Here is a 13,314-nt window from a genome sequence, read left to right as displayed (position 1 = left end):
TAACCGACAGTTAATCAACTTCAGTATGGCGAACCCCATGACCTATCTCCCGATCGAATTCCACACGAAACCCGAACTCCCCAAGCTGCCGGCCGACTTTTGCGCCAACCCGGAGCTGGCCTGGACCCTTCCGGCGAGTTACTACACCGCCGAAACGGTCTACAAGGCTGAAGAAAAGAAGATCTTCGAGAACACCTGGATCTGCGTCGCGCACCGCAGCGAACTGGCCGAGCCGAATGCCTACGCGACCCGGGAGGTGGTGGGAGAAAGCATTCTTCTCGTGCGCGGCAAGGACAAGGTGCTGCGCGCCTTCTACAACGTCTGTCCGCACCGCGGCCACCAGCTGCTGGAAGGCAGCGGCAAGGCGAAGAACGTCATCACCTGCCCATACCACGCCTGGGCGTTCAAGCTCGACGGCGAGCTTGCGCACGCCAACAACTGCGATCACGTGGAATCGTTCGACAAGGCAAACTCGACGCTGGTGCCGGTGCGCGTGGAGGAGTATGCGGGCTTCGTGTTCATCAACCTGAACCCGGACGCACAAGGCGTGGAAGCCCAGTTGCCGGGCCTCGAAGCCAGCCTGCGCAAGTCGTGCCCCGTGATCGACGACCTCAAGCTGGCCGCGCGCTTCGTGACCGAAACGCCGGCCAACTGGAAGTCGATCGTCGATAACTACCTCGAGTGCTACCACTGCGGCCCGGCTCATCCCGGCTTCTCGGATTCGGTGAAGATCGACCAGTACACGCACACGCTGCACGGCAACTGGACGCTGCAGTTCGGCCATGCGCAGTCCTCGGAGCGCTCGTTCAAGCTCGATCCTTCCGTGAAGGACCCGAACTTCAGCGGCTACTGGGCCTGGCCGTGCACGATGTTCAACGTGCCGCCCGGCGGCGACTTCATGACGGTCATCTACGAATTCCCGATGAGCGCCGAAGTCACGCTCCAGCACTATGACATCTACTTCCTGAACGACGAGCCGACCGAAGAGCAGCAAAAGCTGATCGAGTGGTATCGCACCGTGTTCCGCCCGGAAGACCTGCGCCTCGTGGAAAGCGTCCAGAAGGGCCTGAAGTCGCGCGGCTACCGCGGCCAGGGCCGCATCATGGTCGACAAGGCTCGCAGCGGCGTGAGCGAGCACGGCATCGCGCATTTCCACCACCTGCTTGCGCAACAGTACCAGGACTAAGAGGCCGCCATGAATTCACTGCAAAATCATGGCCTGCTGCACGAGCAGGCCTGGATCGACGGCCAGTGGCGCGACGCCGACGACGGCGCCACACTCGACGTCCATAACCCTTCCACGGGCGAGCGCATCGCGAGCGTGCCGAACATGGGCGCAAGCGAAACCCGCGCGGCCATCGAGGCCGCGCAACGCGCCTTCTCCACGTGGCGCGCCACCACGGCCAAAGAGCGCGCGCGCCTGTTGCGCAACTGGTTCGAGCTCATCATGGCGAACCAGGAGGCGCTGGCCGCGCTGATGACGCGCGAACAAGGCAAGCCGCTCGCGGAAGCGCGCGGCGAGATCGCCTACGCGGCCTCGTTCATCGAGTGGTTCGGCGAGCAGGCCAAGCGCATCGACGGCGACGTGATCCCGAGCCCGAACCCGGACCAGCGTCTCGTCGTGACGAAAGAGCCGGTTGGCGTCGTCGCCGCCATCACGCCGTGGAACTTCCCGGCCGCGATGATCACCCGCAAGGCCGCGCCCGCGCTGGCCGCCGGCTGCACCGTCGTCATCAAGCCCGCTAACGAAACGCCGCTCTGCGCCCTCGCGCTCGCCGCGCTGGCCGTTGAGGCCGGCATCCCGGCAGGGGTGATCAATATCGTGACGGGCAAGTCGCGCGAGATCGGCCTGGAAATGACGACGAGCCCGCTCGTCAAGAAGCTCACGTTCACAGGCTCGACCGAAGTGGGCCGCCTCCTGATGCGCCAGTGCTCGGATACCGTCAAGAAGGTGTCGCTGGAGCTCGGCGGCAACGCCCCGTTCATCGTGTTCGACGACGCGGACCTCGACGCCGCGATCGAAGGCGCCCTGCTCTCGAAATTCCGTAACGCCGGGCAGACCTGCGTCTGCGCGAACCGCTTCTACGTGCACGATTCGGTCTATGACGAATTCTGCCGCCGCTTTGGGGAGCGCGTATCCGCCTTCAAGGTGGACGACGGCTTCGCCGAGGGTGTGAACATCGGTCCGCTCATCACAGAAGCGGCGCGCAACAAGGTCGACGGGCTGGTTCGCGACGCCGTGGCGCACGGCGCACGCGTGGTCACGGGCGGCGCTCCGCACCCACGTGGCGGCAGCTTCTACGCGCCCACCGTGCTCGCCGACGCGAAACCCGGCATGGCCGTGCTCTCCGAAGAGATCTTCGGACCGGTCGCGCCCATTGTGCGCTTCGCGAACGACGCCGAAGTCGTGCAACTCGCGAACGATTCGATCTACGGGCTCGCCGCGTACTTCTACAGCCGCGACATCGGCCGCATCTGGCGCGTGGCCGAGCAACTGGAATACGGCATCGTGGGCATCAACACGGGCCTGATCTCAAATGAAGTCGCACCATTTGGCGGCGTCAAGCAGTCTGGCGTTGGCCGGGAGGGTTCGAAGTACGGCATCGAGGACTTTCTCTCGATCAAGTACCTCTGCATGGCGGGTATCTCGCGCTAATTCGCGCCCCCGCCGAGCGGATGCGGCCCGTGCCGCATCCACTGCGTTTTCTGGATTCGGAAGTCAAGGAAGGCAACATGAACGCCCGCGAATCGATTACTGTCGACGTCGTCGCCGTCGAACAACTCACTCCGCTCATCAAGCGCTTCACGCTCGCGTTGCCCGATGGCGCTCCGCTGCCCGGCTTTAACGGCGGCGCGCATGTGCTCGTCTCGATGCAGGACGGCGAAGCGTGGCACCACAACGCGTATTCGCTCCTGAGTTCGCCGCACGACACGCGCCAGTATCAGATCGCTGTGCGCCGCGAGGAGGCCTCGCGCGGCGGCTCCGCCTTCATGCACGACAAGGTGGCGGCGGGCACGCGTCTCGCCATCGGCTCGCCCGCCAATCTGTTCGAGCTGGCGAAAAATGCCAGGCGGCACGTGTTCATTGCGGGCGGCATCGGCATCACACCGTTCCTCGCGCAACTGGCCGAGCATCACCCTGAAGGTGGTCAACACGCTCTCGAAATCGAACTGCACTATGCCTACCGAAGCCCTGAGCATGGCGCCTTCGTCGACGAACTGAAAAATGGGCCACACGCGGCCAACGTGCACTGCTATATCGATAGCGAAGGCCAGAAGCTCGATCTCTTCAAGCTTTTCCACAACCTGCCCGGCGACGCCCATGTCTACGTATGCGGTCCGCAAGGCCTTAACGATGCCGTCTACGCGAACGCCGCGCTGCTCGGCTGGCCGAAGGCGCAACTGCACTCGGAGCAGTTCGCCGCGACGGACACCGGCGGCAAGGCGTTCACCGTGGTGCTGGCGAAGTCCGGCATCGAGCTGGAAGTGGGCGAGGACGAATCCATCCTCAAGGCCATCGAGCGCGCCGGTGTGAGGGTGGAGTCGCTGTGCCGCGAAGGCGTGTGCGGCACCTGCGAAGTGGCTATCCTCGAAGGCGAAGCCGATCACCGCGACCAATACCTGGACGATGACGAGAAGGCCGCCCAGAAAACCATCCTGCTCTGCGTGTCACGCTCGCGCACGCCGCGCCTCGTGATCGACCTCTAGGCCAAGGGCTCAGACCGGCGACCCTTCGTGGGCCGGCCGCACGCAAACGCGCTCGCGCCGATCCGTTAAACTAGCGGGGAGATACGCGGCCGGACGTAACCTGGCAGACTCATCCTGGCAGACTCATCCTGGCAGAGGAAACGTCCGGGCCGCGCGCCCCCGCTCGTTACCGGCGGCATATGCCCGGCCCGATTGGCGGCCTCGGGGCGTATGCCGCCCTTTTCGCTTGTTCTGTTCGACTGCGCGATTCGTCATAGAGGGAAATGGATGTCCGAGGATACGTTCGCGTTCCGTCTGAAAGTGCTACTTGAGCACAAGAAGCTGAGCCTGCAACAAGTGGCCGACGCAGTTGGCATTTCACGCCCCGCCGTGCACAAGTGGACGCGCGGCGGCGAGATCGACTATTCGAACCTGCGCCGTCTCGCGGCCTTCCTCGACGTGAACTGGGTCTGGTTGCGCTACGGCGACGAAGCCGTGAAGGACCTTGGTATCGCCGGCAACACCGAGCTGCCCATGACGGATCTGCGCCGCCGCTACACCGCCGAGATCATGTCGAACGAGGCGCGCATGAAGCAGGCGCAGGAACTGGCGGGCATCGTGACGTGGGAGTGGAATCTCGTGACCGACGAGCTCATCTATTCGAGCAACTGCGAGAAACTCTATGGCCGCGATATTCACAGCAACGACGAATTTTGGGAAATCCTGCACCCCGAAGACTCGATCTGGCTAAACGCGACGACCTTGAACGAGCTGGTGGCGAGCAAGGCGCCGCACGTATGGGACTTTCGCATCATCCTGCCTGACGGGCAGATCCGCTGGATCGAATCCCGCGTGGCCACGCTGCTGGATGGCGCGGGGCGCCCAGTGCGGGTAGTGGGCACGACCATCGACATCAGCGCGCGCAAGGAAGCGGAATCCGCACAGCAACGGCGTCTGCAATTGCTCGACGACGCCGCGCGCATTGTGGGCTTTGGCGCCTGGCGCTGGCTGCGCTCGCAGGACGAGCTGATCGTTTCGGACGAGTGGTGCCGCCTGTTCGGCGTCAACCCCACGCAAGCGCCTCGCCATTTTGTCGAGCTGTCGCAGCACATCCATCCAGACGATCGAGCCGCGCGCGAGGCAGCCGTGAACGATGCGCTCGCGCACCGCGCCGACTATCGCGTGCTGTATCGTGCAGCACTGCCCGACGAAACGTGGCGCCTGGTTGTGGAGCAAGGCTACGCGCGCGTGGCGCCGCATGGAGAGGACGTGTGGCTCACGGCGCTGTGCCGCGCTGCGCAGCCGGCGGACATGACGGCGGGTATGCAGCCGGCCGCCGAAGAAGGAGCGGCTACGGGAACCGCGCCGCGCTGAGCACGGCGCAATCGCATGGCACAAGCACGCGCGGAACCTCGGTCATGCGACGGTTCCCGATGAAGGCCATGCGGGAAGATTAGCGGGGTGCCCCGCAGGGACATCCCGCACACTTTGCGCTTAAAGCGCGGCGGCAACCGCCTTGCTGACGTCTGCCGTGTTCGCCGTGCCACCCATGTCGGGCGTGCGCGGGCCTTCCACGAGCACCTTCTCGATGGCCTGCATGATCGCGTCGTGCGCGGCCTGGTATTGCGCGTCGCCGTTGCCGAGGAAGTCGAGCATCATCGCGCCCGACCAGATCATCGCGATGGGATTGGCGATCTTCTTGCCGAAGATGTCGGGCGCGGAGCCGTGCACCGGCTCGAACAGCGACGGGAACCTGCGCTCGGGGTTCAGGTTGGCGGAAGCGGCAAGCCCGATCGTGCCCGTGCACGCAGGACCGAGATCCGAAAGGATGTCGCCGAAGAGGTTCGAGGCCACGACCACGTCGAAGCGATCGGGTTGCAGCACGAAGCGCGCGCAGAGAATGTCGATGTGCTGCTTGTCCCACTTCACGTCGGGATACGCCTCGCCCATCGCGGCCACGCGCTCGTCCCAGTACGGCATGCTGATCGAGATGCCGTTGGACTTCGTCGCCGCCGTGAGCTTCTTGCGCCCGCGCTGGTTCGCCAGCTCGAACGCGTACTTGAGAATGCGGTCCACGCCGTGGCGCGTGAACACTGACTCCTGCAGCACGAACTCGCGCTCGGTACCTTCGAACATCTTGCCGCCCACCGAGCTGTACTCGCCCTCGGTGTTCTCGCGCACCACGAGAAAGTCGATGTCGCCGGGCTTGCGGTTGGCGAGCGGACACGGAACGCCCGGCAAGAGACGCACCGGGCGCAGGTTCACGTACTGGTCGAAATCGCGGCGGAATTTCAGGAGCGAGCCCCACAGCGAAATATGGTCGGGCACCTTGTCGGGCCAGCCCACCGCGCCGAAATAGATCGCGTCGAAACTCTTGAGCGTGGCGAACCAGTCGTCGGGCATCATCTTGCCGTGCTGCAGGTAGTAATCGCAGCTGGCCCAGTCGAAGTGGGTGAATTCGAGGTCCAGGCCGAATTTCGCGGCTGCGGCCTCGACGACGCGTACGCCCTCGGGCATCACTTCCTGGCCAATGCCGTCGCCGGGAATCGCTGCGATTCTGAATGTCTTGCTCATGTCTCGTTCTCCGTTGGCGCGGCGCGCCTGAATGAGTGCGCGCCCGATAGATGCAAGCATGCCTCATAGCGTGCCGGAAATTAGCCCCTGCAGCGTTGAGCCGTTGAACACGAGATGTGAATAATCGAGCGCGAGTGACGACGTTGGCCTCCGATCGGCGTTCGCTGTATGGCCGCATTCGGCGCACCCGAAAATCGCCTGGGTCTTGCGATTCTCGGCCGAGATATGGCCAAAGCGCCTGATCTCGCCTGAAAAAGATGAGTTTCGGAAATTCGAGCACCTTACAAGATTTCCGTCGAAAGCGACCACATAGCGTTCCGCCATGCGGTTATAGTGGCAAGCACTTCAAGCCCTTAGGATCCTTGCATATGTTCTCTGCGGCAATCTTCGACATGGACGGGTTACTGATCGATTCCGAGCGAACGATCATGAACACGTGGATAGCAGTCGGACGCGAAATGGGGGTTCATATCCGCCCCGGAGACTACGTCGAAATCATCGGGAGGTCGCTGCATGAGTGCCACACGATGCTAGCCAGGATGTTCGGAACAGAGCCGGTCTTTCAGGAAGCGCTTACACGAGCCCGGCAACGGCTGCAGTCCCCAACAACACCACCGGTGTACCCACTGAAACCAGGAGTACATGGCCTACTGACCACGTTGCTCAATGCCGGAGTCCCGTGCGCAGTAGCGTCGTCATCGAGCGGACAAGAGATTAGAACTCGACTTGCACGGGTCGGCGTGCTCGACTTCTTTGACGCGATTGCCGGGGGGGACGAAGTCTCCCGTGGTAAGCCGGATCCGGCGGTGTATGAGCTTGCAGCTTCTCGTCTGCGCAAATCGCCGAGTGATTGCCTGGCGTTTGAGGATAGTGAGAACGGTGTGCTTGCTGCACATCGAGCTGGCATACGAGTTGTGACGGTGCCCGACCTGAAGCAGCCGTCGGTCGAGGTCATGCGAGTCAGCTTGACGATACTTGCGAGCCTTGATCAGGCGATCGAGTGCGTTTCCACGTGGTTCGGCATAGAAGACTTCCCAGCGTGAGGGTGTCGGCCGGGGAGCGGTCGCTTGCCAGCCGCAAGCCTTCACTCGACCACGCGTCCGCCGCGCGACGGGCCGTGACAGCCTTTGTCCGGCCCTGCCCCATCGCTCAGGAGTCCGAGCCGCCAGCATGCCCGTACATGATGACCGTGATGAAACGGATCGGCAGCTTGATCAGTCGCTCAGGTCCGTGGGGCACCGATCCGCGAAACGTGAATGCATCGCCCGGTTGCAGCAGGTAGCTACGATTGCCATGCCGATATTCCATCTTGCCTTGCAGCATGTAGATGAACTCGGTGCCGGGATGCTCGAAAGTTGGAAAGATCTCGGACTCGTCGTCCATCGATATGAGAAACGGCTCGAACAGCTTGGCCGGCCCCTGATCGTAGGCCAGTAAATGGTAGGTGTGCCCCCTGGTCGTACCGCGCCGGACCACTTCCATGCCCTTGCCGGCCTTCACGTGTTGCGCGTTACCTTCCTGGCCTTCGAAATTGCGAAACAGCGTTGACATCGAGATGCCGAGCGCGCGCGCAATACTCACCATCGATTCGAGGCTGGTGGACACCTGCCCGTTCTCGATCTTTGAGACCATGCTGCGCGACAGCCCGCTCTGCTCCGCCAGCTCGGCGATCGTGAGCCCCTGATTCGTGCGGTTTTCGCGCACGACCTTGCCGATGAAGTGCTCGATCGACATCGAATGATCGTGCACTTCGTGTGCGGCCCCTGGCGTATCCGTGTCATTGCGGTTCGTCATCTGCCTGTCCCCGTTGATTCGCCGTGCCCGCCGCACCGCCGGCGCCCGACGCTTGTCCCGCCGCCAGAGCGCCGTCGAGCATGTCCAGCGCTTGCGGGAACTCGTCGTGCGCGAGCACCCAACCGACCTGCGCCGTGGCACAGAACTCATGTCCATCGACACGCACCGGACGGCCTACGATATCGCGCAATCCTTCCGCGACGATATCGAAGGCGGCCGTGCTGTCGTCCGGCACCAGCGCCGCGACCTGCTCCGCGCACTCGCACCAGCCGAGCGCTGCCGCGGTAAAGTCGGTGAGCATGATCGCAAAATCCTGCTTGTCGAGCAATGTCGCGCAGTTCAAGTCGCTCTGGATGACCTGCAGGCGCCGCCCCAACTCGACGAGCACACGGTCGGCGTACTCCGCGCCGAAACGCACGGCCACTCTCTCGAAGTCGGTCACGCGAACCGCGAAAACCGCGCACGGCTGCCCGTTGCGCCGTGCAAACGCTACTGCAAAGCTCAAGCGGTCCACGAACATCGCTGAATTGGTGAGCCCCGTAGAGCGGTCGAACACGAGCCGGCGCCGTGTGCTCTCCTCGGCTAGCTGGCGCCGCGTCACTTCGATGATGAAGCCTTCCAGACCCAGCAGTTCACCGCGCGCGGAGAAGATGCCGCGCCCCTGGTCCCACACCCATTTGGTCTGGCCTGCGCGGTCGACGATACGGTAGGTCACCTCATACGGCTCGCCGACGGACACGCGTGACTGGATTTCATTCCAGACGAACTCACGGTCCTCGGGATGGATGAGCGAGACGAAGCCCATCACGGCTTCGTCGAGCAACTCGTTCGGTTCGTAGCCCGTCAGCTCGAAGCAGCCCTCGCTCACAAACTCCATCGACCAAAGCCGGTTGTTCTGCCCGCGATAGATCATCGCGCGCACGTTCGCGAGCAGCATGCGCAGGCTGCGGCGGCTCGCGTGCAATGCCTCCTCGTTGCGGCGGCTGTTCGAGACGTCGAGTGCGAACCCCACCGCGCCGATCAACTGGCCCTCCTCGTCCGCCACGCCGCGGCAGCGCAAATCGGCATGGAACATCGTCTCGTCGGCGCGGATCATGCGCACGACCGTGATCAGCTCACTCAAATTGCCGTCGAGCAGCGTCGTGAGGCGCGTGGTGAGCAACGCACGGTCCTCGGGATGCACGAAGCCGGCGAGCGGTGGACAATCGCCTCCCCCGCCGACGATGCGCAGCATGCTGCGCCATGCAGGATTCACGAAGATCAGATTCTGCTCACGATCGATGCGGAACAGCGCCTGCGGCAAGTGCGCAACCAGATCCTGGCAGTGCTGCTGGATCTGTACTTCGCTACGTTGTGCGTCGGCGCTCGCATATGGCGCCTGAAACTGCAGCAGCGTCAAGCGTGAGCCCCTGCCCCGCAGCACCGTCACGGGCTGGCGCCTGAACGTGCCGTCACCATGTGCAAGGCGCAGGGAGCCGGCGGTGCGCTCGCTCTCGTCGCCGGCCTGCGCCAGCAGCTTCGTCAGGTCCAACTGCGACTGCGGGTGCACGAGATTGCCGAACGGCATTCCGACGATCTCGTCGGCGTGGTGCTCCCAGCGGGCATGCTTGAGAAACGCACCATTGACGAATACGACCGCGTCGTTGTCGAGCAGCACCGCGGGCGTCGAAAGATTTGCGGCGAACGAGGTCAGCTCGGGCGCCGCCGAACTGCGCATGCCGCGCCGCACTGCCCGCTTCGCGCCGAACGTGAAGGCGAGCGCGAGCAGTCCGCTTGCCAGCGCAAGCGCAAAGGCAATGGCGATATACAACAGCACGTCGACGCCCTGACCCGGACCGAGCCTCGGCAGCACCAAACCCACTACAACCACCAGCAACGTGGTGGAAAACAGATAAACTGTCATCATGCGTTGGCCTCGCGAATCCACAATCCGGGCGTGGTGGTCAGAGCCCCCGCCCCCTGCCCTCTTCGCTACTTGTCTCAAGATGAATGCCGCCGACCGTGCCTGGCTGCGCCGCTATCCGCTTTATGCGAAAACCTGCATCGTGCTCGCATGCCTCGTCGCGCTGATCGCATTGCTGTTCGTCTGCACGCGCGTGCAGCTGGACAACAAAGGCACCTACGAGCAGGCGGCCGTCACGCTCGGCGATGCCGCGCGGCTGCGCCGCATCGCTACGAGCATTGCCGCCGCGGCGCCCGATGCCGCCGCCAGACTCAACGCCCAAGCCACGGAGCTCGTACGCAACGATACGTTGTTGGCGCACTGGCGGCAACATGGCGCGCCCGCGCCGGAGATCGCCGCTGAACTGGCCGCGCTCGAAGACTCACACGCTGCGCCCGAGAAGCTCGATGCGCTAGCGGCCGAGATCGTGCGCCAGAGCGACGCGCTGGAAGCCGTCATCACGCTGCTTGAAGCCTGCATTGCGGCGCTGCTGTTCGCGGGCATCTTCTCGCTTGCATGGGGCGCGCGGCGCGCACTCGTCCTGCATCCGGCGCTGCCCCTGCATGTGCTGGCAGAAGCCGGTCACACCGTGCCTGCCGGACGCGACGAGATCGATCGCCTGATCATGGTGATTAACGGTCTCGTGGCACAGCTGCGCAGCGAGCAAGACGAATCGACACGGCTCAAGCGCATTGTCGAAGACCATATCGCATTCGCCGATCAGTCCCTTGACCTGCTGCATTATATCTGCGCGCAACTCGCGGAAGACGTGCCTACCGGCGGCACGCTCGAAGCGCTGCTGCAGCGCTTGCTCGGCATCCTGCGCGTGCAGCGCATTGCGCTCGTGCTCTCAGAAACCTCGGCGCAACTGCTGGGCGTCGACCCCATCCTGGCGCCTGGGGGCCATGCGCCGCACATCGTGCGCGACCACGTCGTGAACGAGCTAATGTCGCTTTCCGGGGTGCGCTCGCTGCCCGACGGCGAGACGGGCGGCCTGTTGACGGTGCTTGCGGTGCCGGTGCGCGTGCCCTCGGGCACGTACGGCGTGCTGATTGGCGAAGCCGAGGCCGGCACACGCTACGAGCAGCGCCACCTGCATCTGCTGGAGACGACCGCAAGCGTGCTCGCGCACGCCATCTCCAACCTGAGCCGCGACGTGCGCGACCGGCGCATGACGCTGCTCGAAGAGCGCAACGCCATTGCGCGTGAGCTCCACGATTCGCTCGCGCAATCGCTCTCGTACATGAAGATCCAGCTCGCGCGGCTGCAAGCGGTGCTGCCCGAAGAGCTCTCCCACAGCGACGCCGGCCAGATCGCGCGAGCCATCCGCGAAGGCATCGACAGCGCCTATCGCCAGTTGCGCGAACTGCTCACCACGTTTCGCACATCGGTGCACGCGCGCGGCCTCGCCGCGACGCTCGAGGACGTTGCCGAAGAGCTGTCCTCGCGCAGCGAGGTGCAGATCTCAGTCGACAACCGCATCCGCCGCGTGCGGCTCTCAGTCAACGAGGAGCTGCACATCGGTCAGATCGTGCGCGAGGCGCTTACCAATGTCGTACGGCACGCGCGCGCGTCCAGCGCGCGCGTCACGCTTTCGTCGAACGAGCACGAGGTTACCGTCACGATCGAAGACGATGGCCGCGGCATCACCACAGAAACAGGCGGCGAGCATCACTACGGGCTCTCGATCATGCGCGAGCGCTCGCGCAGCCTCGGCGGCCAGCTCGAGATCCGCTCGAACGAGCCTGGCTCGTGCATCGTGCTCACGTTCGTGCCGGCCTCCTTCGCGCAACAGGCGCGCGTGGGATCGGGAAGCACCGTGCGGTAAGTTACCCGTGGGGCATGGCAAAGCTTGCGGTGAATCACACACCCGGCGGAAGGCGGCGTCCGATGTATTCGCGATGCCCCACGACGGCCTCGAGCCGCGAGTGCAAATCGAGCTTGCGCCGCAAGTGCTTGACGTGAACCTTGACCGTACCGACGCTGATATCGAGCTTGCGTGCGATTGCTTTGTCGCATAACCCCTCGACGAGAGAGTCGAGCACCTGCTGCTCGCGCGCAGAGAGCAGGGTCTCGCTCGCATAGAGCGCTTGTCCGCCGGAGAGCGCGTGCATCAGATTGCCTGTGACCGTCCCGCTGAGCACCGCCGTGCCTTCAATACCTTCTCCAGGTTCAGGCACAGCTCTTCAGGTTCCATGTCCTTGAGCAAATAGCCGTGCGCGCCGGCACGCAGCGCGGCCACGACGTCGCGTTCGTTATCGGACACCGTAAACATGACGAAGCGTGCCTCGACGCCCTGCTCGCGCATCAGGGAAATGGTTTCCACACCACTCATTTCCGGCATGTTCAGGTCAACCAAAACCACATCAGGCTCGAGATCGAGCGCCATCGCCACGCCATCGCGACCCGATCCCGCCTCGCCGACGACGCGAAAGGCCGGGTGCATCTCGATAAGCTGCGCCACGCCTGCCCGGAACAGGGCATGATCGTCGACGAGAAGTACGGTGGTGACAGACTCCATGCCCCTTTCCTCATGCAAAAACGGCCACAGGCCTAACGACGCCAGTATGGCGCGCCGGCGGCGAGCAGCAATCCGCAAGAGGAGGTTCTCCTTTGGAGGTAGCGCGAAGAGTGGGGAGCAGGAATAAAAAAGGCTCACGTATTGGCACACGTGAGCCTGGTAAAAGCGGCGACGCCGCCACTAGAGATAAGTGTGCTCGATCTCGGGCAGCTCGCCGGGCACTTCGGCGTCGGCCTGCACGCCCATGAATGCCGCCAGCCGGCGCGAAAAGTGATCGCGCACGAACAGGTGCCTGCCGCAACCAGCGCAGGGCACCAGGTTGGTCGCCACGCCCTCGTTCATCGTCCTGCAGTGGATACAGTAAACGCGCCGCTGCAGGCTCCCGCTGTGCACTAGCCGCACGGCCTCCAGCGCGATGCCCGCGAGCGCCGCTACCTGCTGCACCGACCAGATGAATGGCTCAGTCCCAAGCGCGTAGATACGCAGACCCACGCGGGCGCCGCGCAGCGCAACGCCCAGCGCGCCGAGCAGTTCGTCCTCGCCGTCGAAGCGGTGCGCCACGGCGTTGGGCACCGCGCAGGCGGCACCGGCGCCCGCGTGCGCCATGTCCTCCTCGACTGACCAGACTTCGAGCGGCGACACATTGCTCAATGCGCTAAACGCGCTGGAGCGGGCCGCCTCGGTCGCGCCAGAGATCACGAGCCAGTGCTGCGTGCCGCGCGGATCGGCTTCGAGCGGCGCATACACCGGGCGGCTCTTGTTAGTCGAGGTCATCATGGGGCGCCTCCGTTTTCAT

Annotated in this window: 12 protein-coding genes; 6 read left to right on the top strand and 6 right to left on the bottom strand. The window is 64.0% G+C overall.

The window, feature by feature from the left end:
- Window positions 1–37: 37 nt before the first annotated feature.
- From VSR34_RS16000 to VSR34_RS15985, 4 genes are all read left to right on the top strand, one after another.
- Window positions 38–1,186, top strand: a complete 1,149-nt coding sequence (locus VSR34_RS16000; RefSeq protein WP_051391101.1) for a ring-hydroxylating oxygenase subunit alpha — start codon at window positions 38–40, stop codon at window positions 1,184–1,186.
- A 9-nt stretch (window positions 1,187–1,195) separates the two neighbouring features.
- Window positions 1,196–2,656 (top strand): NAD-dependent succinate-semialdehyde dehydrogenase, encoded by a 1,461-nt coding sequence (locus VSR34_RS15995; protein ID WP_342962903.1) that lies wholly within the window; start codon window positions 1,196–1,198, stop codon window positions 2,654–2,656.
- Window positions 2,657–2,733: 77 nt separating this feature from the next.
- The gene (locus VSR34_RS15990) at window positions 2,734–3,708 is read left to right on the top strand and encodes a PDR/VanB family oxidoreductase (protein ID WP_342962902.1); all 975 of its coding nucleotides are present in this window, start codon (window positions 2,734–2,736) and stop codon (window positions 3,706–3,708) included.
- A gap of 267 nt (window positions 3,709–3,975) precedes the next feature.
- A complete protein-coding gene (locus VSR34_RS15985; RefSeq protein WP_342962901.1) occupies window positions 3,976–5,061 on the top strand; it encodes a PAS domain-containing protein in 1,086 nt (361 codons plus the stop codon).
- A 120-nt stretch (window positions 5,062–5,181) separates the two neighbouring features.
- Here VSR34_RS15985 and VSR34_RS15980 read toward each other — a convergent pair whose 3' ends face one another.
- Complete coding sequence (locus VSR34_RS15980; protein ID WP_342962900.1) at window positions 5,182–6,261, bottom strand: tartrate dehydrogenase; 1,080 nt, start codon at window positions 6,259–6,261, stop codon at window positions 5,182–5,184.
- A gap of 368 nt (window positions 6,262–6,629) precedes the next feature.
- Between VSR34_RS15980 and VSR34_RS15975 the strand changes: the two genes are divergently transcribed.
- Entirely contained in the window at window positions 6,630–7,304 is a 675-nt protein-coding gene (locus VSR34_RS15975; RefSeq protein WP_342962899.1) for an HAD family phosphatase, read from the top strand.
- 106 nt (window positions 7,305–7,410) lie between these two features.
- Here the strand turns inward: VSR34_RS15975 and VSR34_RS15970 are convergent, their stop codons facing one another.
- Window positions 7,411–7,995: an XRE family transcriptional regulator gene (locus VSR34_RS15970; RefSeq protein ID WP_036019384.1), complete on the bottom strand. Its 585-nt coding sequence runs from the start codon at window positions 7,993–7,995 to the stop codon at window positions 7,411–7,413.
- 43 nt (window positions 7,996–8,038) lie between these two features.
- The gene (locus tag VSR34_RS15965) at window positions 8,039–9,961 is read right to left on the bottom strand and encodes a PAS domain-containing protein (RefSeq protein WP_342962898.1); all 1,923 of its coding nucleotides are present in this window, start codon (window positions 9,959–9,961) and stop codon (window positions 8,039–8,041) included.
- A gap of 79 nt (window positions 9,962–10,040) precedes the next feature.
- Between VSR34_RS15965 and VSR34_RS15960 the strand changes: the two genes are divergently transcribed.
- Window positions 10,041–11,825: an ATP-binding protein gene (locus tag VSR34_RS15960; RefSeq protein ID WP_342962897.1), complete on the top strand. Its 1,785-nt coding sequence runs from the start codon at window positions 10,041–10,043 to the stop codon at window positions 11,823–11,825.
- A gap of 34 nt (window positions 11,826–11,859) precedes the next feature.
- On the opposite strand, the gene VSR34_RS15955 is transcribed toward VSR34_RS15960, so the two are convergent.
- The 3 genes from VSR34_RS15955 to VSR34_RS15945 all read right to left on the bottom strand — a co-directional run bounded on the left by VSR34_RS15955 (window position 11,860) and on the right by VSR34_RS15945 (window position 13,295).
- Window positions 11,860–12,111, bottom strand: coding sequence for a LuxR C-terminal-related transcriptional regulator (locus VSR34_RS15955; RefSeq protein ID WP_342962896.1), 252 nt, complete (start codon window positions 12,109–12,111; stop codon window positions 11,860–11,862).
- The gene (locus tag VSR34_RS15950) at window positions 12,111–12,518 is read right to left on the bottom strand and encodes a response regulator (protein WP_238327901.1); all 408 of its coding nucleotides are present in this window, start codon (window positions 12,516–12,518) and stop codon (window positions 12,111–12,113) included. The genes VSR34_RS15955 and VSR34_RS15950 overlap by 1 nt, the downstream gene beginning before the upstream one ends.
- Window positions 12,519–12,698: 180 nt before the next feature.
- Window positions 12,699–13,295, bottom strand: a complete 597-nt coding sequence (locus tag VSR34_RS15945) for a dimethylamine monooxygenase subunit DmmA family protein (RefSeq protein WP_342962895.1) — start codon at window positions 13,293–13,295, stop codon at window positions 12,699–12,701.
- Between the last annotated feature and the right edge of the window lie 19 nt (window positions 13,296–13,314).

This window comes from Paraburkholderia sp. JHI2823, from assembly GCF_038900695.1.
In the GTDB taxonomy this organism is placed as follows: domain Bacteria; phylum Pseudomonadota; class Gammaproteobacteria; order Burkholderiales; family Burkholderiaceae; genus Paraburkholderia; species Paraburkholderia mimosarum.
The sequence above is the reverse complement of the archived record's forward strand: the minus strand, read 5'-3'. Positions and strand labels throughout refer to the sequence as shown.

Excerpts from the sequence above, each read along its gene's own strand:
- VSR34_RS16000 (WP_051391101.1), top strand. The coding sequence starts at position 38 with ATGACCTATCTCCCGATCGAATTCCACACGAAACCCGAACTCCCCAAG.
- VSR34_RS15995 (WP_342962903.1), top strand. The coding sequence starts at position 1,196 with ATGAATTCACTGCAAAATCATGGCCTGCTGCACGAGCAGGCCTGGATC.
- VSR34_RS15990 (WP_342962902.1), top strand. The coding sequence starts at position 2,734 with ATGAACGCCCGCGAATCGATTACTGTCGACGTCGTCGCCGTCGAACAA.
- VSR34_RS15985 (WP_342962901.1), top strand. The coding sequence starts at position 3,976 with ATGTCCGAGGATACGTTCGCGTTCCGTCTGAAAGTGCTACTTGAGCAC.
- VSR34_RS15980 (WP_342962900.1), bottom strand. The coding sequence starts at position 6,261 with ATGAGCAAGACATTCAGAATCGCAGCGATTCCCGGCGACGGCATTGGC.
- VSR34_RS15975 (WP_342962899.1), top strand. The coding sequence starts at position 6,630 with ATGTTCTCTGCGGCAATCTTCGACATGGACGGGTTACTGATCGATTCC.
- VSR34_RS15970 (WP_036019384.1), bottom strand. The coding sequence starts at position 7,995 with ATGTCGATCGAGCACTTCATCGGCAAGGTCGTGCGCGAAAACCGCACG.
- VSR34_RS15965 (WP_342962898.1), bottom strand. The coding sequence starts at position 9,961 with ATGATGACAGTTTATCTGTTTTCCACCACGTTGCTGGTGGTTGTAGTG.
- VSR34_RS15960 (WP_342962897.1), top strand. The coding sequence starts at position 10,041 with ATGAATGCCGCCGACCGTGCCTGGCTGCGCCGCTATCCGCTTTATGCG.
- VSR34_RS15955 (WP_342962896.1), bottom strand. The coding sequence starts at position 12,111 with ATGCACGCGCTCTCCGGCGGACAAGCGCTCTATGCGAGCGAGACCCTG.
- VSR34_RS15950 (WP_238327901.1), bottom strand. The coding sequence starts at position 12,518 with ATGGAGTCTGTCACCACCGTACTTCTCGTCGACGATCATGCCCTGTTC.
- VSR34_RS15945 (WP_342962895.1), bottom strand. The coding sequence starts at position 13,295 with ATGATGACCTCGACTAACAAGAGCCGCCCGGTGTATGCGCCGCTCGAA.